We start from the raw sequence: 20145 nt of genomic DNA on the forward strand, positions 1-20145 counted from the left end.
CGATGGCCGACGTGCTGACGTTGATGGAGGTGGGTGGCCGGTCGCCGGAATGGTCGGCGGGGCCGCCTACCTCCGGGCCCGGCATCCGGCCGCGTACTGGTCCACGGTCGGCCTGCCGGTCTCCACGGCGAAGCTGCTGGGCTCGTACGGATCCGTCATGGATGCCTGCGGGCTGACCGTCCCGCCGTCCCGACTGCGGGCCTGGGCGACACACGCGCTCACCCACCGGGAAGTTCGCCCCGTCCCGCCCCGGCGCGGGCTCATACGCCCGACCTCGACCGGGCTGCGTTTCCGGCTGCGGCTGGCACCCGGGCAGGAACCGGCCGACGTCGCGGCCTCGGCCGAACGGCTGCGGCACGCCTGGGGAGTTCACGGCGTTTACGTGGAGGCGGTGAAGCCCGGTGTCGTCGAGCTGCGGCTGATCGGCTTCGACGTACTCAGGAAGGTCCGGCTGCCACGGAAGACCGGTGACGGCTTCCTCAAGGTGCCGGTGGCGCTGAAGGAGGACGCGACACGCTTCGTACGCGACTACCGGACCATCCCGCACCAACTCACCCTGGGAGCGACGCTGTCGGGGAAGTCAATGTTCCTGCGGCACCTGATAGCCGGGCTGGCCCGGCAGCCGGTCGCGCTGGTCGGGATCGACTGCAAGAGGGGAGTGGAGCTGGCGGCGTTCGCTCCCCGGCTGTCGGCACTGGCCACCGACCCCGTGCAGGCGGCTGACCTGCTTCCCACCCTCGTTGAACTGATGGAGGACCGCTACGACTTGATCAAAGCCCGACAGGGCATCCCGCCCAGCACACCGGATGAAGAGATCACCTCTGACATCTGGGGCCTGCCGGAAGACGAACGACCGGTGCCGGTGGTGCTGCTCGTCGACGAGGTCGCCGAGCTGTTCCTCGTCGCCTCACGAAAGGACGAGGAACGGCGGGACGAGATGGTCACCCAGCTCATCCGGCTCGCCCAACTCGGCCGCGCGGCACGCATCTACCTGGAAGTCTGCGGTCAGCGGTTCGGCGCCGAACTGGGCAAGGGCGCAACGATGCTCCGGGCCCAGCTGACCGGCCGCGTCTGGCACCGCGTGAACGACGAAGCCTCCGCCAAGATGGCACTCGGCGACATCGCCCCCCCGAAGCGGTCGGCGCGGCCTGCGCCATCGCTCCCGAACGGCCCGGCCTCGCGGTCGCCGGGGACACCTCCGGCGGCTGGTCCCGCATCCGCACGCCGTATTTGTCGCTTAGCGACGCTGCCGGAGTCTGCCGCGACACCGCGCACCTCGTTCCGGACCTGCCCACGCTGGAGCCGTTCCGTCCGGACGCGCGGGCCGTTCCGGTGAGCGCTCCGACGTCACCGCTCCCGGCCAGCAAGTAGCCCAGCGCATCCCACGGGCGGCGCGACCGCCCCAGCAGCGCAAGCGCAACCCGAACGGGGCCGGGACGATCACCAGGCGCAAGGACGGCCGGTACCAGGCGGCTGTGTACGTGCTCCAGCCGGACGGCACCCGGGCCCGCAAGTTCACGTACGGCAAGACCTGGACCGAGTGCGACAACAAGCGCCGGGAACTGCTCGCCAAGGTCGACGGGGGCATCCCCGTCCCGACCCGTTCCGCGAAGCTCGCCGAGTGGCTGCCGTACTGGCTGGACAACGTGATCAAACCGAACCGGAAGCGGACCACATACAGCAAGTACGCGATGCACATACGGCTGTACCTGGTGCCCACGCTTGGGGCTAAGCGACTGGAATCCCTCGGCCCCCGTCACGTCCGGACGTTCCTCGCCGAGCTGGCACGCAAGACCACGCCCGCCACGGCGAAGGAGGCCCATCGCGTGCTGCGTACGGTCCTCACCGCCGCATGCCGCGAAGAACTCGTCACCCGCAACGTCGCGTCGCTCGTGGAGGCCCCGAAGGTGAACAGCCGCGAGACAACACCGTGGTCTCTGGACGAGACGCTGAGGTTCCTGGAGGAGGCGCGCCGCGACCCGCTGTACGCGGCCTTCGTGCTCGCCATCGCGATGGGGCTGCGGCGCGGGGAGGTGCTGGGGCTGCGGTGGTCGGACGTGGACCTGGACAAGCGGGTGATCCGCGTGGGCAACCAGGTGCAGCGCATCGGCGGTGAGCTGTACCAGGACACCACCAAGACGGGAAAGATCCGGCCCGTGCCGCTCCCCCTCATCTGCCTGGCCGCTCTCCGCTGGCATCGGCTCTGCCTGGCCGGCGCTCCCGCGCCCAACGCGCTCGTCTTCACCACCCGTACCGGCCGCCCGATCGAACCGCGCAATCTCAACCGGTCCTTCTCCCGGCTCACCGCCGCCGCTGGTCTCCGGACGATCCGGCTGCACGACGCCCGGCACGGCTGCGCCACACTGCTCACCGCGGCCGGGGTGGCTCCCCGCGTGCTGATGGAGATCCTTGGCCACAGTCAGATCAGCATGACCATGGACGTGTACACACACGTCGCCCAGGACACCCAGCGGGAAGCCATCAACCACATGGACCGGCTGTTGAAGCGGCGGCCCAACCAAGACTGACCAGCAACTTTCACCCGCGTTGATGTCACCCGAGATGCAGAAGCCCCGGACGAAAGATCGTCCGGGGCTTCTTCCCTGCTCAGGCACAGAGCCGACTGTCGGGTTCGAACCGACGACCTTCGCTTTACAAGAGCGGTGCTCTACCAGCTGAGCTAAGTCGGCGAGTCACCAGCAGTGTACCCATCACCGTGCGCGCCCCGGCCGAAAGCCCCACACCCGCCCGGCGAACTTCACAGCCGTCCGGCTACTGACACCGGGCCCGGCGGCAGGTAGCGTCACCGCAGGTCCACCCGTGGACCCGACAACCCACCTTTACTCGGATCGTCCGGCACGTTCCTGCCGGTGAAGGGACACATCACCATGGCTACGGTCACGTACGACAAAGCCACCCGGATCTACCCGGGCAGCGACAAGCCCGCCGTCGACCAGCTCGACATCGCCATCGAGGACGGCGAGTTCCTCGTCCTCGTCGGCCCCTCCGGCTGCGGCAAGTCCACCTCTCTGCGCATGCTCGCCGGTCTGGAGGACGTCAACGGCGGCGCGATCCGCATCGGCGACCGCGACGTCACCCACCTGCCGCCGAAGGACCGGGACATCGCCATGGTGTTCCAGAACTACGCGCTGTACCCCCACATGACCGTCGCCCAGAACATGGGCTTCGCGCTCAAGATCGCCGGCGTGAACAAGGCCGAGATCCGGCAGAAGGTCGAGGACGCGGCGCGCATCCTGGACCTGACCGAGTACCTGGAGCGCAAGCCGAAGGCGCTCTCCGGCGGCCAGCGCCAGCGGGTCGCGATGGGCCGCGCCATCGTGCGCGAGCCGCAGGTCTTCCTCATGGACGAGCCGCTGTCGAACCTCGACGCCAAGCTCCGTGTCCAGACCCGCACCCAGATCGCCGGCCTCCAGCGGCGGCTGGGGATCACCACCGTGTACGTCACCCACGACCAGGTCGAGGCCATGACCATGGGCGACCGGGTCGCGGTGCTCAAGGACGGGCTGCTCCAGCAGGTCGACTCGCCGCGCAACATGTACGACCGCCCCGCCAACCTCTTCGTCGCGGGCTTCATCGGCTCCCCGGCCATGAACCTGGTCGAGGTGCCGATCACCGACGGCGGCGTGAAGTTCGGCAACAGCGTCGTCCCGGTCTCGCGCGAGGCGCTGTCCGCGGCCGCCGACAAGGGCGACACCACCGTGACCGTCGGCGTCCGGCCCGAGCACTTCGACGTGGTCGAGCGCGGCGGCGGCGAAGCGGCCAAGTCGCTGTCCAAGGAGACCGCGGACGCCCCGGCCGGCGTCGCCGTCACCGTCAACGTCGTCGAGGAACTGGGCGCCGACGGCTACGTCTACGGCACCGCGGAGGTCGGCGGGCTGGTGAAGGACATCGTGGTCCGGGTGGGCGGCCGGCAGGTCCCGGAGAAGGGCGCCGTCCTGCACGTGGTCCCGCGCCCGGGCGAGACCCACGTCTTCTCCACCTCCACCGGCGAGCGCCTCAGCGACTGAGCCCGCGCCGCACGACCGGCTCCGGCGGCGCCGTCCCTCCGCACTCGCGGAAGGGCGGCGCCGCCGTGCTGTGCCGCGCCATGCCATGCCGTCGTGCCGTGCGTGCCGTACCGCCATGCCGCGCCGCCGTGCCACGCCGCCACGCTGTCGACAAATAGCCCGGCACAACGGCCATTTCGGTCCCGTGCGTCAACACGGAAGCACATATTCCGCACTTCCTGTCGCTCAACAGGGTGACTAAATGTCTCCAAATCATCACTCCTCGCTACGATCGCGGGCGTAGTCGCAGTTCCCTCCCCGAACTTCCGCGAGGAACCCCGTGAACACCGCAGCCCGCCGCATCGGCAGAACTCTCGCCTTCGTCCTCCCCGTCGTGCTCGTCCTGTCCGGGACCCTGGCGGTCACCCGCGTCCCCTGGGCGGACCCGCGCGCGGAGTCGCAGTTCCTCACCGCCTCCGCCGACAAGGCGTCCACCCGGGCCCAGCGGCTCGCCCCGCACGAGCAGCTGCGCGACCGGCTCCTCGCCGAACTCCAGGAGAAGAACCCGGGCGTCGCCCTCGGCCACCTCCAGGCGGAGACCAACCGCCGTCCCTCGCTGGCCAAGCACTGCGCCTCGATCGCCCGCGCGCTCGGCCGCGCCGCGGTGGCCAAGTACCACGGCTCCACCCAGCGCGCCCAGTCCTACTCCCGGCCCGTGTGCGACGTCTCGTACGCGTCCGGCGTGCTCCACGCCCGCGACTGACCGCCCGCCGCCCTCCGCGGCGGGCGGGTCGCGCCCGGCCCGACCGGCACCGCCCCTCCCCCGGACTCCTCCTCAGCCCGGCCTCCCCCAGCGCGGCGGCCGGGGGGTGCCCCCAGCAGTGCCCCAGGGGGACCCCCAGCCGCCGCGCCCGCACCGCATAGGGTGCGCACCATGACCGGTGACACCCGCACAGCCCCGCAGCCGCACGCTCAGCCCGTACGCCCCACCCAGGCCGTCGTCCTGGCCGGAGGCCAGGGCTCCCGGCTGCGCCCGTACACGGACGACCGGCCCAAGCCGATGGTCGAGATCCCCGGCACCGGGACGCCGATCATCGGCCACCAGCTCGCCTGGCTGGCCGCCGAAGGCGTCACCGACGCCGTCGTCTCCTGCGGCCACCTCGCCGACGTCCTCCAGGACTGGCTCGGCTCGGCCGACCTCCCGCTGCGGGTGACCACCGTCGTGGAGTCCGAACCGCTCGGGCGCGGCGGCGGCCTCAAATACGCCGCCGCCTCCCTCCCCCATCCGGACCAGCCCTGGTACGCCACCAACGGCGACATCTGGACCCGCTTCTCACTGCGGGACATGGCCGACTTCCACCGCGAGCGCGACGCCGTCGCCACGCTCGCCCTGGCCCGGCCCCGGATTCCGTGGGGCGCCGTGGAGACCGACGAGTTCGGCCACGTCCTGGACTTCATCGAGTCGCCGCCCTCGCCCTACCTGATCAACGCGGGCGTCTACGTCTTCTCCGCGGACTTCACCGCGCTGCTGCCCGACCGCGGGGACCACGAGCGCACCACCTTCCCCCGACTGGCGCGGGAACGCCGCCTGGCGGGCTTCCCGCTGCCGCACGGGGCGTACTGGCGCGCGATCGACACGGCGAAGGACCTCACAGAGGCGGCGAAGGAGCTGGCGGCCCACGCCTGAGCCCGCCCTCAGCCCCGGCCCTGAGCCCCCGCCTGCTTGGGGAGCTCGCCCCGGCCCACGCCTGAGCCCCGCCGCTCCTGCTCGGTGGCTCAGCCCCGGCCCACGCGAACGGGCCCGTACGGAGCGTCCTGGCACTCCGTACGGGCCCGCAGAGGCCGCCGAACCCTCGGTGCCTACCCGAGCAGTCCGCCCAGCGCCCCGCCGCTGTCGGCGCCGCTGTCGCCGGACGAGCCGCCGCCCGTGCCATCGCTGCCGGTGGATCCGCCCGACGCCGGGCCCGACGTCACCGCCGGCGCGTCCGGCTTCCGCTCCGGGGCCTGCTGCCGGGACTGCGCTCCCTGCGTGGCGCCCTGCGTCTGGCTCGGCACGCTGCCGGCCCCGGTGGTCGCCGCCGACTCCCGGGCCGCGCCCGGCCCGGCGGAGGACGACGCCGACGCGGACGGGCGCGCGCTGCGCTCGCGCGCGGACGGCGAACCGCTCGCCCCGGCCGGGCCCGTGGTGTGCCGGTGCCCGCGCTGCCCGGACTTCTTGGGCAGCGGCGAACCGGGCAGGTCGTTGGTCGGCAGATCGCTCGGGCCCGGGGCGTTGACCATGTCGGACGAGCGCACCGCCCCGCCCAGCATCGAGCCGAACAGCAGCGTCAGACCGGACACCACGGCCACCATGACCGAGCCCCGGCGCAGCACCCGCCGCCGCAGCTGCCACAGTTCGACGCGCGGGCCCAGCCGGCGCCATGCCTCGCCCGCCAGCCGCGCGTCCAGCGAGTACACCGGCGCGCCCGCGATGACCAGCGGGCTCCAGGCGGCGAGATAGATGATGTCCGGCGCGTCGTACGCCGGCACGGTCCGCCAGCTCACCGTCACCAGCAGGGCGGCCGACAGCAGCGCGCCGAACGCGGCCGCCACCCGCTGCCACAGCCCCATGACCGTGAGCACGCCGACCAGGACCTGGAGGAACGCCACGGTCAGCCCGGCGCCGACCGGGTGGTTCAGCGCGAAGTCCCGCAGCGGCTCGGCGACCGGCCAGGGGTGCAGCGACTGGAGCCAGGTGACCATCGAGCCGCGCCGGCCGCCGTCGAAGTAGACGGGGTCGGAGAGCTTGCCCATCCCTGCGTAGACCGAGATCAGGCCCAGGAAGACCCGCATGGGCAGCAGCACGACGCCCAGGTTCATCCGGCGGCCCGGGTAGTACGCGTGCCGCACGCTCGACGCACCGGCGGGCGACGCCGCCGCGCCGCCGCGCCGCTGCCGACGGGACGGCTCCGGCCCGGTGAACGCCTCGGAGGCGGCGGACTCGTCGGACCCGTCGGACTCGTCGAACTCCGTGGCCCGCGCGAACCGCCGACCGGCCCCCGGCCGTTCGCCTCGGCCCTCCCGCCCGTCCCCGAACCGGCCTCCGGAGCCGCCCGCGGCACCCGTGCCGTACCCGTCGTACGACTCGTACGCCATGCGGGCGGCGGGCAGCTGGGCGGTCTCGTGCAGCGGGTCGTGCCGGTCCCGCGGGCTGCGCGGGCCCACGACGGTGGCGGCGGGGTCGGCGGGCGGACGGCTGCCGTCCAGGCCCACGCGGGGCAGCACCTGGGTGGCGCCGGACTCCTCCTCCGCCGCGCCCGAGGCCCAGGTACGGCCCGAGTGCCGGACGGCCTGGAGGAGTTGCGCGGCCGGGTCGCCGCCGGGCTCGGTACGTCCGCTCCACACCACGGGTCGGCGGCGGGTCCCGGCCGGCGCGGCGTCCAGCGGCGCCGTGTCCTCCAGCGTGCTGCCCGTGACCGGACTGGCGAGCTGCACACGGAAGCTCGCGTGATTGACGATGACCTGCGCTGGATCACTCGGCACCTTGGCCATGATCAGATGCGGCTCGTCATCGAATCCCGGTGAGCGTCCCCCCGTAGGCGTGCGGGGTTTTCTGGTGTCCACACTCATCTAACCGAGTGACCCGCGCTTAAGACACTGCCTCACCCGTGGCGAAGTGTCCGAGACCCGTCAAACGGCGATCGGGTGTACGACGCGCCGCCGCCCGTGCGACGGCGCGTCCATGGGGTCAGGCGCGGCGGCGCGACGCCTCGTACAGCACCACGCCCGCGGCGACGCCCGCGTTGAGCGACTCCGCGCCGCCCGGCATCGGGATCCGCACCCGCAGGTCGCAGGTCTCGCCGACCAGCCGCGACAGGCCCTTGCCCTCGCTGCCGACCACGACCACCACCGGGCCGTCGAGCACCTCCAGGTCCTGGAGCTCCACCTCGCCGTCGGCGGCCAGGCCGACGACCGTGAGACCGGCCTTCTGGTACGACTCGAGCGCCCGGGTGAGGTTGGTGGCGCGCGCGACCGGCGTGCGGGCCGCGGTGCCCGCCGAGGTCTTCCACGCGCCCGCCGTCATCCCGGCCGCGCGCCGCTCCGGCACGACCACGCCGTGGCCGCCGAACGCGGACACCGAACGCACCACCGCGCCCAGGTTGCGCGGGTCGGTGACGCCGTCGAGGGCGACGATCAGGGGGTCCTCGCCCGCGGTGGCGGCCTCGTCGAGGAGGTCCTCGGGGTGGGCGTAGTCGTACGGCGGCACCTGGAGCACCAGGCCCTGGTGGTTGAGCCCGTTCGTCATCCGGTCCAGCTCCGGGCGCGGCGCCTCCATGAGGTTGATGCCGCCGCGCTCGGCCGCGAGCTGGAGCGCCTCGCGGACCCGCTCGTCGTTGTCGATGAACTGCTGGACGTACAGCGTGTTGGCCGGGACGCCCTCGCGGAGCGCCTCGACCACCGGGTTGCGGCCCACGACCAGCTCGTTGGTGCCCTTGGGGCCGCCGCGCCGGGGGGCCGGGCGGCGGGCCGCCTGCTTGGCCCGGGCGTTCGCGACACGCTGCTTGACGTGTCCCTTGCGCATCTCGGCGGGCGGGGTCGGGCCCTTGCCCTCGAGCGCGCGGCGCCGCTTGCCGCCGCTGCCGACCGTCGCGCCCTTCTTGTTGGCGGTGCGGCGGTTCCTGCGCTGGCTGTTGCCGGCCATGAATGTCACCTATCTCTTCATTGCTCAGCACTGCTCAGCAAACGTACGTACGTGCTACTGGTCAACAGTGTGCCGCCCGGGCGACCGGGCGGCACAAAGAGCGAGGTCAGCGCGAGCCGAGCTCCCAGCGGGGGCCGGCCGGGGTGTCCTCGATGACCAGCCCGGACTGCTGGAGCTGGTCGCGGATGGCGTCGGCGGTGGCGTAGTCCTTGCGGGCGCGGGCGGCCTGCCGCTGGTCCAGGACCAGCCGGACCAGGGAGTCCACCACGCCGTGCAGGTCCTGGCCGCGGTCCTGGGCGCCCGCCCACTGCTCGTCCAGCGGGTCCAGGCCGAGCACGCCGAGCATGGCCCGGACCTCCGCCAGCCGCGCCACCGCCGACTCCTTGTCGTCGGCGGAGAGGGCGGAGTTGCCCTGCCGGACGGTGGTGTGCACGATCGCCAGGGCCTGCGGGACGCCCAGGTCGTCGTCCATCGCCTCGGCGAACGCCGGCGGCACCTCGGCCGCGGGCTCGACCGGCTCGCCCGTCAGCTCGGTGACGCGCTGCATGAAGCCCTCGATCCGCGCGAACGCGGACTCCGCCTCGCGCAGGGCCTCCTCGCTGTACTCGATCATCGAGCGGTAGTGCGGGGTGCCCAGGTAGTAGCGGAGCACGATGGGCCGCCACTGCTTGACCATCTCGGAGACCAGCACCGAGTTGCCGAGCGACTTGGCCATCTTCTCGCCCGCGATCGTGACCCAGGCGTTGTGCACCCAGTAGGCCGCGAAGTCGTCGCCGAAGGCCTTCGCCTGCGCGATCTCGTTCTCGTGGTGCGGGAAGATCAGGTCGATCCCGCCGCCGTGGATGTCGAACGCCCGGCCCAGGTACTTGTGGGCCATCGCCGAGCACTCCAGGTGCCAGCCGGGACGGCCGCGGCCCCACGGGGTCTCCCACGACGGCTCACCCGGCTTCGCCGCCTTCCACATGGCGAAGTCGCGCGGGTCGCGCTTGCCGGTCTCGACGTCCCCCGCCGCCTGGAGGTTCTCCAACGACTGGTTGGACAGCTCCAGATAACCGGGGTACGAGCGCACGTCGAAGTAGACGTTGCCCTCGACGGCGTAGGCGTGGCCGCGCTCCATGAGGCCGCGCATCATCTCGATCATCTCGGGCACGTGCCCGGTGGCCCGCGGCTCGTACGTCGGCCGCAGGCAGCCGAGCGCGTCGTAGCCCGCGTTGAACGCGCCCTCGTTCTCGTACCCGATCGACCACCAGGGGCGGTTCTGGTCGGCGGACTTGGCGATGATCTTGTCGTCGATGTCGGTGACGTTGCGGATGAACGTGACGTCGTAGCCGCGGTAGGCGAACCAGCGGCGCATGATGTCGAAGTTCAGCCCCGACCTGATGTGCCCGATGTGCGGGGCGGCCTGCACGGTCGCGCCACACAGGTAGATCGAGACACAGCCCGGAACGAGCGGAGTGAAGTCACGGATCTGCCGGGCGCTGGTGTCGTACAGGCGAATAGTCACGCATCAAGGGTAGACGGAACACGGCGGTGCCCCGCGACCCCGCGGCGCGGGGTCATCGAAGCGTGACACGACGGGGACCGGTCAGAGTCCCATGCCGGTGATGTGGCTGGGCGTGATCCGCACGACCACGCGCGGCGCGTCGTCCACGGCCGCCGGGTTGAACTCCGCGTACTTCCTGCCCGTGTACTTCTGCGACAGCTCGTCGATCAGCTCCTGGGCGCGTTCCGAGGAGAGCTGCGCCCGGCCGCGGATCTCGGCGTAGGTGTACGGCGCGTCGCACGGCTGCACCACGACCGACACCCGTGGGTCCCGCCGCAGGTTCTGCTCCTTGCGACGCCCCTCGGTGGTGGAGATCAGGACGTCGTCGCCGTCTCGCGTCACCCAGGTCGGCGACGCCTGCGGGCTGCCGTCGGCGTTGAGCGTCACCAGGGTGACGAAGACCGGGGTGTCCAGCAGGGCCTTGACTTCGTCGGAGAGCACGGGTGGTTTCCTTCCGGGGCAAGCCCTCGCGGGGCGCGTACGGTTACGCATGCCGCGCCCCGCCGCCGCCCGACCGCGCCGGCGCCGGTGTTCCACCCGTAGGGCCGCGGAAGTTACGCCGGGAAGACCAGCGCCGTGGCGATCGCCGCCAGCCCCTCGCCGCGGCCGGTCAGGCCCAGCCCGTCCGTCGTCGTGCCGGACACGGCCACCCGCGCGCCGACCGCCTCGGACAGCACGCGCTGCGCCTCGTCCCGCCGCTTGCCGATCTTGGGCCGCACGCCGATCACCTGGATGCCCACGTTGCCGATCTCGAAGCCGGCGGCCCGCACGATACGGGCGGCCTCGGTCAGCAGGGTGACGCCGGACGCGCCGGACCACTCGGGGCGGTCGGTGCCGAAGTGCGCGCCGAGGTCGCCGACGCCCGCGGCGGAGAACAGCGCGTCGCACGCGGCGTGCGCGGCGACGTCGCCATCGGAGTGCCCGGCGAGGCCGTACTCGGCACCGTCCCAGCGCAGCCCGGCGCACCACAGCTCCCGGCCGCGCTCGAAGGCGTGCACGTCCGTGCCGATCCCGACCAGCGGAAGCGGGCCGGTCAGGTGGTTAAAAGCCATCGGTGGCCCTCCGGCGTGCGAGGACGGCCTCGGCGAGGACCAGGTCCAGCGGGCGGGTCACCTTGAACGCCTCCTCGTGGCCGGGCACGACCACGACCTCGACGCCGAGCCGCTCGACCATGCCCGCGTCGTCCGTCGCGCCCTCGCCGTCAAGGGCGATCTTCGCGTGCGCCTCGGCCAGCGTGGCGCGGTCGAAACCCTGCGGGGTCTGCACGGCGCGCAGCAGGGCGCGCTCGGGGGTGCCGGTGACGGGCTCGGGCTCCCCGGCCCGGTCGCCGGTGCGGGGGTCGACCTGCTTGACCGTGTCGGCCAGGGGAAGGCCCGGTACAACGGCGGGCGCGCCTTCCGCAACGGCCGCGACCACCGCGTCCACCGTGTCGACGGGAACGAGGGGGCGGGCGGCGTCGTGCACGAGCACGGTGGTGACGTCGTCCGGGAGCGCGGCCAGGCCGAGCCGGACCGACTCCTGGCGGGTGGCGCCGCCGGGGACGACCTCGATGTCGGTGGCGCCGGACTGCAGGTACTCGTCCAGGAGGTGGCGGACCTCGGTGGCGCCGTCGGCCGGTGCGACCACGACGACGAGCGAGACGGCCCGGGATCCGGCCATCGCCCGTACGGCGTGCACCAGCATCGGGACGCCGCCGAGGGCGCGGAGCGCCTTGGGGGTGCCGGGGCCGAGGCGCACGCCACGGCCGGCCGCGGGAATGACCGCGGCGGTGCGGGAGGGCCGCTCGGGGCGCTCAGCTGCCCCGGAGGCGGACATTGCGTTGGCGTTCAGGTTTGCTTCCTCGGCCGAAATGGGTATGGGCTGGGGGTACCCCCTGGCTCGTGGAGCCTGGGGGAGTGCCGGGCGCGATTGCCCGACCGGCCCCTTCCGTGACGACTGGTCGCGCCAGCTGCCCGGGCCCGGCACACCCAGTACACCAAGGTACGCACAGATGCCGCGGCGCCCGGCGACAGCGGACACGGAACGATCACCATGTCAGGTCGCGGGCACCACGGCATCACTGCTGTGCATCAAGCCACTGCGGGGAATCCAACATCGCATTGGATCCGGAACAGCGTCAGGACGCGAGCACCTCGTCGAGCAGGGCTTCCGCCTTGTCCTCGTTCGTGCTCTCCGCGAGGGCGAGCTCACTCACCAGGATCTGGCGGGCCTTCGCGAGCATGCGCTTCTCACCGGCGGACAGTCCACGCTCACGCTCACGACGCCACAGGTCGCGCACGACCTCGGCGACCTTGATCACGTCGCCGGAGGCGAGCTTCTCAAGATTTGCCTTGTAGCGACGGGACCAGTTCGTCGGCTCTTCCGCGTACGGTGCGCGCAGCACCTCGAAGACCCGGTCCAGCCCGTCCTGGCCGACCACATCGCGCACGCCGACGAACTCCGCATTGTCCGCTGGCACACGAACCGTCAGGTCGCCTTGCGCGACCTTCAGCACCAAGTAGGTCTTGTCCACGCCTTTGATCTGGCGAGTTTCGATGGCCTCGATCAGCGCGGCCCCGTGATGGGGATAGACCACGGTGTCGCCAACCTTGAACGTCATGTGACAGGTACCCCTTCCGTGGCTATCCAGGGTAACACGTGAGCGCCCCGTTCTGAATGGCGTTTTCGCAGGTCAGGGCATATCTCGGGGCTTGACAACAGCAGCCGGGACGTGCTTCGAGGGGGGCGCGGAACCGGGTATTCGCAGGTCGGAGCCGCTGTTCAGGGGCAGTGAAACAGGCACGTTACAGCTTCCGGAACGGCCATGCGGGTGGTTGTACGTCCCGTTTTGCCGGAGTCCGTGGGCGGAACTTCCGCTACTCCGTTCGGTCGCCGGGCGCCGCGACCCGAGCGATTCCCGAATTGATCACGCCATACATGATCATCATCTTGATCAATTCTCCCGGAGCCCTCCGCATTCCTTACCGATAATCCCCGCTCCGGACACCGGCGCGATATTCCGACGTACCGGAGATCGTCTCGGGGCGGGTCGGGTGCGGCGCCGCGCGGGCGGCTCGGTAACCTAAGCCCGCTGATCCAACCTTTACTTCGTCCTAGGAGATGCCGCCGCCGTGAGCAGCGACCTTCGACGCGGCGCCCTCGCCGCCACCGCCCTCGTGCTCTCGATCGCCCCGCTCTCCGCCTGCGGAGCCGGAAACGACGCGCAGACGCTGGAGATCAAGCCGGACAACGCCGCGACGTCGGTCGGCAACATCAAGATCCAGAACGTGGCGGTCGTCACGCAGCCGGACCTGAAGGCGAAGGGGCCGGCCGTGATCACGGCCAAGATCTTCAACAACGGCGACGGCCCGCAGGCGCTCAAGGCCATCACCGTCGGCGACACCAAGGTCAAGCTCTCCCCGGCCAAGGGCACGGGCGAGCTGGTCATCCCGGAGCACGGCGAGCTGACCCTCGGCGGCAAGGGCAACGCCTCGGCGGTCATCGAGAACGGCCGGGAGGCCGCCCGCGACGGCGACGCCCAGTCCGTCGTCTTCGACTTCAACAAGACGGGCGAGGTCGAGCTGAAGGCGTTCGTCGTCCCGGCCACCAGCTACTTCGACAAGTGGGGCCCGGAGAAGCCGCCGGCCCCGAAGCCGACGCAGCCGGCCACGCCGACCACCCCGGCGGGCACGCCCACCGGCACCGCCCCGGCCTCCCCGGGCGGCGAGGCCGGGGACAAGAACCCGGGCAAGCCGAACGGCAGCACCGCGCCGGCCAAGCCGAACGACACGGCGACCACGCCGCCGCAGGGCCAGGGCATCGCCTCCGGCGAGCCCGACCCGAACGGCCACGCCGGGCACTGACACGGCTGGGCACTGACACGGCTGGGCACTGACACAGCTGGGCGCTGACCCACACACGCAGCGGGCGGCCCGCCGGATCGAGTCCGGCGGGCCGCCCGCTGCCGTCGTGCGCCGTCGGCGGTGCCCCCTGTGGCTCTTTACGGCTCGAACTTGTAGCCCAGGCCGCGCACCGTCACCAGGTAGCGCGGCGCGCCCGGGTCCGGTTCGATCTTGGCGCGCAGCCGCTTGACGTGGACGTCCAGCGTCTTGGTGTCGCCGACGTAGTCCGCGCCCCAGACCCGGTCGATCAGCTGCATGCGGGTCAGCACCCGGCCCGCGTTGCGCAGCAGCATCTCCAGCAGGTCGAACTCCTTGAGCGGCAGGTCGACCTTGCCGCCGCCGACGGTGACCACGTGCCGGTCCACGTCCATCCGCACCGGTCCCGCCTCCAGCGCGGCCGGGGCGACCTCCTCCGGCTCGCCGCGGCGGCGCAGCACGGCGCGGATCCGGGCGACCAGCTCGCGCGAGGAGAAGGGCTTGGTCACGTAGTCGTCGGCTCCTATCTCCAGGCCGACGACCTTGTCGATCTCGCTGTCCTTGGCGGTCACCATGATGACCGGGACGTTGGAGCGGCCGCGCAGCTGACGGCAGACCTCCGTCCCGGGCAGGCCCGGCAGCATGAGGTCGAGCAGCACCAGATCGGCACCGTTCCGCTCGAACTCGTCCAGCCCCTCGGGCCCTGTTGTCGCGATCGCGACCTCGAATCCCTCCTTTCGGAGCATGTACGACAACGCGTCGCTGAACGACTCTTCGTCCTCGACGACGAGCACTCGGGTCACGGATGGACCTCCGGGGCAGAGAGTGGATCGTTGGTGAAGGTCTCGTACGCCCGGTCCTGCTCCTCGCCTTCGAGGTCGTCAGGACCGATCAGTGGGCGGCCGCCGCGGCGGAGCTTCCGCTCCGCCTCGGCCCGGTCCCGGACGCTGCCGGCCTCCGGGAGCCGCAGGGTGAAGGTGGAGCCCTGGCCTTCGGCGCTCCACACCGTGACCTCCCCGCCGTGCGAGGCGGCCACGTGCTTGACGATGGCGAGACCGAGGCCGGTCCCGCCGGTCTGCCGCGAGCGCGCGGGATCGACGCGGTAGAACCGCTCGAAGATCCGCTCGCGGTCCTTCTCCGAGATGCCGATCCCCTGGTCGGTGACGGCGATCTCGATCAGGTCGCCACCGGGCGCGTTGACGCGCCGGGCCGCGACGCCCACCCGGGTGCGGGCCGGGCTGTAGTTGACCGCGTTCTCCACGAGGTTGCCCAGGGCGGCGGCCAGCTGGCCGCGGTTCCCCCAGACGTGGAGCTCGGCGGTGCCGCCCGCGGCGATGTTGATCTGCTTGGTGCCCGCCTGGTGGCGGCAGCGGTCCATCGCCTCGGCGACCAGTTCGTCGACCCGGACCGGCTCGGCATCCTCCAGCGGGTCGTCGTTCTGCACCCGGGAGAGGTCGATCAGCTCCTGGACCAGGCTGGTGAGCCGGGTCGCCTCGATCTGCATCCGGCCGGCGAAGCGGGTCACCGCCTCGGGGTCGTCGGAGGCGTCCATGACGGCCTCGGAGAGCAGCGACAGGGCGCCGACCGGGGTCTTGAGCTCATGGCTGACGTTGGCGACGAAGTCGCGGCGCACGGCCTCGATCCGGCGGGCCTCGGTGAGGTCCTCGACCAGCAGCAGGACGAGCCGGGAGCCCAGCGGGGCGACCCGGGCGGAGACCGCCAGCGCGTCGCCGCGGCCGGTGCCGCGCCGCGGCAGGTCCAGTTCGATCTGCCGTATCTCTCCGTCGCGCCGGGTGTCGCGGGCCATGGCCAGCATCGGCTCCACCGCGAGCTTCCCGCCCCGTACCAGGCCCAGGGCGTACGCCGCCGAGCTGGCCTTGACCACCGCGTCCGCCTCGTCGAGCACCACGGCGGACGAGCGCAGCACCGACAGGACGGTGTCCACACCCGGCGGCAGCGCGGCCTCGGTATGCAGCGAGGTACGGGTGGGCTTGGCCTGGTCGCGCTCGCTCCAGCGGAACGCCAGCATGGCGATGACGCCGGTACACACCCCGGCGATCGCAGCCACTGCGGCGACGGCCGCGTCCACGTTCATGCATCCAGGTTATGCACGGATCCAGACCCCTCCACAGCCGCTGACCGGAGCCCTCGAACAGACGTTGCCGAGAGTTCACCAGGGGGTCGGCGCGGGTTCACTCCCCACGGTACGCGTACCGCCGTCGTCCGGTTGGCGTATCCCCTCCGTTCCCCCGCGTACACCGGACCTGCACCATGCCACGATCGTGTGACCAGGATCACTCGTCAGGTCGTAGTGAAAACGTATGTTCCCTAGAGTTCACCGGGGTGATGGTGGGGGTTCACACGGGATGCCGCCGCGCGACGCGTTTCGGCCGGACCTTGGAAGACATCGGCCACACACCCGGGCTCACAAGGAGAGAAGGTCACTGATGCGGGACGCGTACCACGAGGAGCTGGATTCGATCGGCGAGGGCCTGGTCGAGATGGCCCGGCTCGTCGGCTCGGCCATCGGCCGCGCCACCACGGCGATTCTCGACGCTGACCTCAAGCTCGCCGAGAGCGTCATCGCCGCCGACGGAAAGGTCGACGACCTCCAGCGGGACCTGGAGCAGCGCGCCATCGCCCTGCTCGCCCGGCAGCAGCCGGTCGCCACCGACCTGCGGATCGTGGTCACGAGCCTGCGGATGAGCGCGGACCTGGAGCGCTCCGGCGACCTCGCCCAGCACGTCGCCAAGCTGGCCCGGCTGCGCTTCCCCGAGACGGCGGTGCCGCGCGACCTGCACGCCACGATCCTGGAGATGGGCCAGCTCGCGCAGCGGCTGATGGCCAAGGCCGCCGAGGTCATCATCACCAAGGACGTCGACCTGGCGATGCAGCTGGAGCAGGACGACGACGCGATGGACCTGCTGCACCGCGCCCTGTTCCAGCACCTGATGGACGACCGCTGGAAGCACGGCATCGAGACGGCCGTGGACGTGACGCTGCTGGGCCGCTACTACGAGCGGTTCGCCGACCACGCGGTCTCGGTCGCCAAGCGCGTGGTGTACCTGGTGACCGGCGAGCACGCGGACGAGATCGCGGCGGCGGCGGGGGACCCGGCCGAGGGAGCCTGAGCGGTCCGGCCGAAGGGGAGTGAGCGGGTCCGGTCGAAGGGGCCCGAGGGGCCGCTGTTGCGGGGGATGGCGGGACGGGCGGTTTACCTCCACGCGCCGTTGATGCGCCCGTACCCCTGGCGGTCCAATGGGCTATGTCAGGTTCCGACCGACTCAAGGAGGTCACTCCATGACAGGCCCCTCCGTCCCGATCCCGGCCCCGCCCGCCAGCGGCTGCCAGTGCGGCCCAGGCTGCAGTTGCGGCTGCCAGAACGGCGGCTCGTGCCAATGCGGCGGCAGCTGTAGCTGAACCTGAACCGTACGACGTGTACGGAGGGCCCCCGACCGGTATCCGGTCGGGGGCCCTGCCACGTCCGCGGGGAACTCCCCGCGCGGGGCTACTTCTTCTTGCCCTGGTTCTTCACGGCCTCGATGGCGGCGGCCGCGGCCTCCGGGTCGAGGTAGGTGCCGCCCGGGTTCAGCGGCGTGAAGTCGGCGTCCAGCTCGTAGGAGAGCGGGATGCCGGTGGGGATGTTCAGGCCCGCGATGTCGGCGTCGGAGATGCCGTCGAGGTGCTTGACCAGCGCGCGCAGGCTGTTGCCGTGCGCGGCGATCAGGACGGTGCGGCCCGCGAGCAGGTCCGGGACGATGCCGTCGTACCAGTACGGCAGCATGCGGGTGACGACGTCCTTGAGGCACTCGGTGCGCGGCCGCAGCTCCGGCGGGATCGAGGCGTAGCGCGCGTCGTCGCTCTGCGACCACTCGGCGCCGTCCTCCAGCGGGGGCGGCGGGGTGTCGTACGAGCGGCGCCACAGCATGAACTGCTCCTCGCCGAACTCGGCGAGCGTCTGCGCCTTGTCCTTGCCCTGGAGCGCGCCGTAGTGCCGCTCGTTGAGCCGCCAGGAGCGGTGGACCGGGATCCAGTGGCGGTCGGCGGCCTCCAGCGCGAGCTGCGCGGTGCGGATCGCGCGCTTCTGGAGGGAGGTGTGGACCACGTCGGGCAGCAGGCCGGCGTCCTTCAGCAGCTCACCGCCGCGGACCGCCTCCTTCTCGCCCTTCTCGTTGAGGTTGACGTCCACCCAGCCGGTGAACAGGTTCTTCGCGTTCCACTCGCTCTCGCCGTGGCGGAGGAGGATCAGCTTGTACGGTGCGTCGGCCATGCCCCTGAGCGTAATAGACGCCGCTGAACCGGAACGACGACGTCCGAACGGCGGTCTCGTTTGACGTGTTCAGTCAAATGACTGGCGGCCGGGGATCATCGAACCGTAAGGTACAGCTGCCGCATGAGCCACTTACATCATGGGGCTTACATCGTCGGGGGATTCGGGGGAACGATGCTGTCGGCTGCGACCGCGAAACGGGCCGTACGAGAGAGCGTCTCGGGGCTGCCACGGGAGTTCTGGTGGCTGTGGACCAGCACGCTGGTCAACCGGCTGGGCGCCTTCGTGGCCACCTTCATGGCGCTGTACCTGACCATGGAGCGCGGCTACTCGGCCACGTACGCGGGCCTGGTCGCCTCCCTGCACGGGCTGGGCGGCGTCGTCGCCGCGCTCGGCGCCGGGGTCATGACCGACCGGCTCGGGCGGCGGCCCACCATGCTCGTCGCCCAGCTCTCGACAGCGGTGTCGGTGGCGGTTCTCGGCTTCATGACGCACCCGGTCGCCATCGCGGCCGTCGCGTTCGCCGTGGGCATGGCCAGCAACGCCTCCCGCCCGGCGGTGCAGGCCATGATGGCCGACATCGTGCGCCCCGAGGACCGGGTCCGCGCCTTCTCGCTCAACTACTGGGCGATCAACCTGGGTTTCGCGTTCTCCTCGACCGGCGCGGGCCTGCTCGCCGAGTACAGCTACCAGGCCGGCTTCCTGATCGAGGCCGCCATGACGCTGGTGTGCGCCCTGGTGGTCTTCGCCAAGCTCCCGGAGTCCCGCCCGGACCGCCCGGCCGGTCCGGGCACGGCCGCCGAACCGGAGATCGGCCTGGGCACCGTGGTGCGGGACCGCCGCTTCATGGCTCTCGTCGGGCTGTCCTTCCTCATCGCGCTGCTCTTCCAGCAGGGGTCGGTGGGCCTGCCGGTGGCCATGGGCGCGGACGGCTTCTCCAGCTCGGACTACGGGCTGGCGATCGCGGCCAACGGCGTACTGATCGTCGCCCTGCAGATTCCCGTCACCCGCTACGTCGAGCACCGCGACCCGCGGCTGCTGCTCACCCTCTCCTCCCTGCTCGTGGGGTACGGCTTCGGGCTGACGGCGTTCGCGGGCTCCCTGGGCGTGTACGCGCTGACGGTGTGCGTGTGGACCCTCGCGGAGATCGTCAACCTGCCGACGCAGATGGGCCTCGTGGTGCGCCTCTCCCCCACCCACGGCCGCGGCCGCTACCAGGGCATGCACACCATGTCCTGGTCCGCGGCCGGGCTCGCGGCCCCGCTGTTGTCGGGCCAGGTCATCGACCGGTTCGGGGCGGGGTGGCTGTGGGGCGGGTGCGCGGTGGTGGGCACGGTCGCGGCGGCGGGGTACTGGGTGCTGATGCGGACCGTGCCGGAGCCCGCGCCGTCGGAGCCGCGGGAGACGGGGTCCGCGGGCCCGGCTCCGGCCGACTCGGTGGAGCGGGTGGCCTAACCGGGCATGCGGCGGTTCGCCCGGCGATGGGCCTCGGTGACGTTCAAGTTGCGGCCGTTCAGCCTGGTTCCGTTGAGCTGGGCCAGGGCCTTCTCCGCCGCCCGGTCGTTCATCTCGACGAACCCGAAGCCCAAAGACCGGCCCGTGTCACGGTCCGAGACGATCTGGACGTCCAGCACTTCACCGACCCTTGCGAAAAGCTCCTGAAGGTCGTCTTCCGTCGTGTCGAACCCCAGGTTGCCGACGTGCAGCTTCTTCGCCATGACCGGCGCTCCCTCACTCTCGACGATGGCCGGACGAATGTCACATGCCAGGGTCAAGGCTCCCAACGT

General features: G+C 71.5%; 18 protein-coding genes, 1 tRNA gene and 1 pseudogene. 8 read left to right on the plus strand and 12 right to left on the minus strand.

Annotated features, from left to right (window positions below; genetic code table 11):
* The first annotated feature begins 2 nt into the window (after window positions 1-2).
* Together Q3Y56_RS15265 and Q3Y56_RS15270 are read left to right on the plus strand one after the other, a co-directional pair.
* Window positions 3-1371, plus strand: a pseudogene (locus tag Q3Y56_RS15265) (FtsK/SpoIIIE domain-containing protein).
* 8 nt (window positions 1372-1379) lie between these two features.
* Window positions 1380-2528 (plus strand): site-specific integrase, encoded by a 1149-nt coding sequence (locus tag Q3Y56_RS15270; protein ID WP_304465623.1) that lies wholly within the window; start codon window positions 1380-1382, stop codon window positions 2526-2528.
* Between the two features lie 89 nt (window positions 2529-2617).
* Here Q3Y56_RS15270 and Q3Y56_RS15275 read toward each other — a convergent pair.
* Window positions 2618-2690, minus strand: a tRNA-Thr gene (locus tag Q3Y56_RS15275).
* Window positions 2691-2888: 198 nt separating this feature from the next.
* Between Q3Y56_RS15275 and Q3Y56_RS15280 the strand changes: the two genes are divergently transcribed.
* From Q3Y56_RS15280 to Q3Y56_RS15290, 3 genes are all read left to right on the plus strand, one after another.
* Window positions 2889-4028: an ABC transporter ATP-binding protein gene (locus Q3Y56_RS15280; RefSeq protein WP_304462478.1), complete on the plus strand. Its 1140-nt coding sequence runs from the start codon at window positions 2889-2891 to the stop codon at window positions 4026-4028.
* A gap of 319 nt (window positions 4029-4347) precedes the next feature.
* Window positions 4348-4770: a hypothetical protein gene (locus tag Q3Y56_RS15285; protein WP_304462479.1), complete on the plus strand. Its 423-nt coding sequence runs from the start codon at window positions 4348-4350 to the stop codon at window positions 4768-4770.
* A 171-nt stretch (window positions 4771-4941) separates the two neighbouring features.
* Complete coding sequence (locus Q3Y56_RS15290) at window positions 4942-5694, plus strand: nucleotidyltransferase family protein (protein WP_304462480.1); 753 nt, start codon at window positions 4942-4944, stop codon at window positions 5692-5694.
* A 173-nt stretch (window positions 5695-5867) separates the two neighbouring features.
* On the opposite strand, the gene Q3Y56_RS15295 is transcribed toward Q3Y56_RS15290, so the two are convergent.
* The 7 genes from Q3Y56_RS15295 to Q3Y56_RS15325 all read right to left on the minus strand — a co-directional run bounded on the left by Q3Y56_RS15295 (window position 5868) and on the right by Q3Y56_RS15325 (window position 12830).
* The gene (locus Q3Y56_RS15295; protein ID WP_304462481.1) at window positions 5868-7616 is read right to left on the minus strand and encodes a DoxX family protein; all 1749 of its coding nucleotides are present in this window, start codon (window positions 7614-7616) and stop codon (window positions 5868-5870) included.
* Between the two features lie 118 nt (window positions 7617-7734).
* A complete protein-coding gene (gene rlmB, locus Q3Y56_RS15300; protein ID WP_304462482.1) occupies window positions 7735-8688 on the minus strand; it encodes a 23S rRNA (guanosine(2251)-2'-O)-methyltransferase RlmB in 954 nt (317 codons plus the stop codon).
* A 106-nt stretch (window positions 8689-8794) separates the two neighbouring features.
* Window positions 8795-10192 (minus strand): cysteine--tRNA ligase, encoded by a 1398-nt coding sequence (gene cysS / locus Q3Y56_RS15305; protein WP_304462483.1) that lies wholly within the window; start codon window positions 10190-10192, stop codon window positions 8795-8797.
* Between the two features lie 81 nt (window positions 10193-10273).
* Window positions 10274-10672 carry a PPOX class F420-dependent oxidoreductase gene (locus Q3Y56_RS15310; protein WP_304462484.1) on the minus strand — a complete coding sequence of 133 codons (399 nt, stop codon included), beginning with the start codon at window positions 10670-10672 and terminating at the stop codon, window positions 10274-10276.
* Between the two features lie 113 nt (window positions 10673-10785).
* Window positions 10786-11283, minus strand: coding sequence for a 2-C-methyl-D-erythritol 2,4-cyclodiphosphate synthase (gene ispF / locus Q3Y56_RS15315; protein WP_304462485.1), 498 nt, complete (start codon window positions 11281-11283; stop codon window positions 10786-10788).
* Window positions 11273-12046 carry a 2-C-methyl-D-erythritol 4-phosphate cytidylyltransferase gene (gene ispD, locus Q3Y56_RS15320; protein ID WP_304462486.1) on the minus strand — a complete coding sequence of 258 codons (774 nt, stop codon included), beginning with the start codon at window positions 12044-12046 and terminating at the stop codon, window positions 11273-11275. The genes ispF and ispD overlap by 11 nt, the downstream gene beginning before the upstream one ends.
* A gap of 301 nt (window positions 12047-12347) precedes the next feature.
* Complete coding sequence (locus tag Q3Y56_RS15325; RefSeq protein ID WP_009716930.1) at window positions 12348-12830, minus strand: CarD family transcriptional regulator; 483 nt, start codon at window positions 12828-12830, stop codon at window positions 12348-12350.
* A 511-nt stretch (window positions 12831-13341) separates the two neighbouring features.
* On the opposite strand from Q3Y56_RS15325, the gene Q3Y56_RS15330 reads away from it, so the two are divergent.
* Window positions 13342-14073 carry a DUF461 domain-containing protein gene (locus Q3Y56_RS15330; RefSeq protein ID WP_304462487.1) on the plus strand — a complete coding sequence of 244 codons (732 nt, stop codon included), beginning with the start codon at window positions 13342-13344 and terminating at the stop codon, window positions 14071-14073.
* 137 nt (window positions 14074-14210) lie between these two features.
* Here the strand turns inward: Q3Y56_RS15330 and Q3Y56_RS15335 are convergent, their stop codons facing one another.
* The gene (locus tag Q3Y56_RS15335; protein ID WP_144386969.1) at window positions 14211-14891 is read right to left on the minus strand and encodes a response regulator transcription factor; all 681 of its coding nucleotides are present in this window, start codon (window positions 14889-14891) and stop codon (window positions 14211-14213) included.
* The gene (locus Q3Y56_RS15340) at window positions 14888-16183 is read right to left on the minus strand and encodes a cell wall metabolism sensor histidine kinase WalK (protein WP_304462488.1); all 1296 of its coding nucleotides are present in this window, start codon (window positions 16181-16183) and stop codon (window positions 14888-14890) included. The genes Q3Y56_RS15335 and Q3Y56_RS15340 overlap by 4 nt, the downstream gene beginning before the upstream one ends.
* Before the next feature lie 352 nt (window positions 16184-16535).
* On the opposite strand from Q3Y56_RS15340, the gene phoU reads away from it, so the two are divergent.
* Window positions 16536-17219 carry a phosphate signaling complex protein PhoU gene (gene phoU, locus Q3Y56_RS15345; RefSeq protein ID WP_304462489.1) on the plus strand — a complete coding sequence of 228 codons (684 nt, stop codon included), beginning with the start codon at window positions 16536-16538 and terminating at the stop codon, window positions 17217-17219.
* 377 nt (window positions 17220-17596) lie between these two features.
* Here the strand turns inward: phoU and Q3Y56_RS15350 are convergent, their stop codons facing one another.
* Window positions 17597-18358 carry a phosphoglyceromutase gene (locus Q3Y56_RS15350; RefSeq protein WP_304462490.1) on the minus strand — a complete coding sequence of 254 codons (762 nt, stop codon included), beginning with the start codon at window positions 18356-18358 and terminating at the stop codon, window positions 17597-17599.
* Window positions 18359-18535: 177 nt separating this feature from the next.
* Here Q3Y56_RS15350 and Q3Y56_RS15355 point away from each other — a divergent pair, with 177 nt between their 5' ends.
* Entirely contained in the window at window positions 18536-19813 is a 1278-nt protein-coding gene (locus Q3Y56_RS15355) for an MFS transporter (protein WP_304465624.1), read from the plus strand.
* Here Q3Y56_RS15355 and Q3Y56_RS15360 read toward each other — a convergent pair.
* Window positions 19810-20076, minus strand: a complete 267-nt coding sequence (locus Q3Y56_RS15360) for an RNA-binding protein (RefSeq protein WP_304462491.1) — start codon at window positions 20074-20076, stop codon at window positions 19810-19812. The genes Q3Y56_RS15355 and Q3Y56_RS15360 overlap by 4 nt on opposite strands.
* Between the last annotated feature and the right edge of the window lie 69 nt (window positions 20077-20145).

Origin of the sequence: Streptomyces sp. XD-27, from assembly GCF_030553055.1 — a bacterium.
Classification (GTDB): domain Bacteria; phylum Actinomycetota; class Actinomycetes; order Streptomycetales; family Streptomycetaceae; genus Streptomyces.

Coding starts and splice junctions, on each gene's coding strand:
- Q3Y56_RS15280 (WP_304462478.1), top strand. CDS start 2,889: ATGGCTACGGTCACGTACGACAAAGCCACCCGGATCTACCCGGGCAGC.
- Q3Y56_RS15290 (WP_304462480.1), top strand. CDS start 4,942: ATGACCGGTGACACCCGCACAGCCCCGCAGCCGCACGCTCAGCCCGTA.
- Q3Y56_RS15295 (WP_304462481.1), bottom strand. CDS start 7,616: ATGAGTGTGGACACCAGAAAACCCCGCACGCCTACGGGGGGACGCTCA.
- rlmB (WP_304462482.1), bottom strand. CDS start 8,688: ATGGCCGGCAACAGCCAGCGCAGGAACCGCCGCACCGCCAACAAGAAG.
- ispF (WP_304462485.1), bottom strand. CDS start 11,283: ATGGCTTTTAACCACCTGACCGGCCCGCTTCCGCTGGTCGGGATCGGC.
- ispD (WP_304462486.1), bottom strand. CDS start 12,046: ATGTCCGCCTCCGGGGCAGCTGAGCGCCCCGAGCGGCCCTCCCGCACC.
- Q3Y56_RS15325 (WP_009716930.1), bottom strand. CDS start 12,830: ATGACGTTCAAGGTTGGCGACACCGTGGTCTATCCCCATCACGGGGCC.
- Q3Y56_RS15340 (WP_304462488.1), bottom strand. CDS start 16,183: ATGAACGTGGACGCGGCCGTCGCCGCAGTGGCTGCGATCGCCGGGGTG.
- phoU (WP_304462489.1), top strand. CDS start 16,536: ATGCGGGACGCGTACCACGAGGAGCTGGATTCGATCGGCGAGGGCCTG.
- Q3Y56_RS15350 (WP_304462490.1), bottom strand. CDS start 18,358: ATGGCCGACGCACCGTACAAGCTGATCCTCCTCCGCCACGGCGAGAGC.
- Q3Y56_RS15360 (WP_304462491.1), bottom strand. CDS start 20,076: ATGGCGAAGAAGCTGCACGTCGGCAACCTGGGGTTCGACACGACGGAA.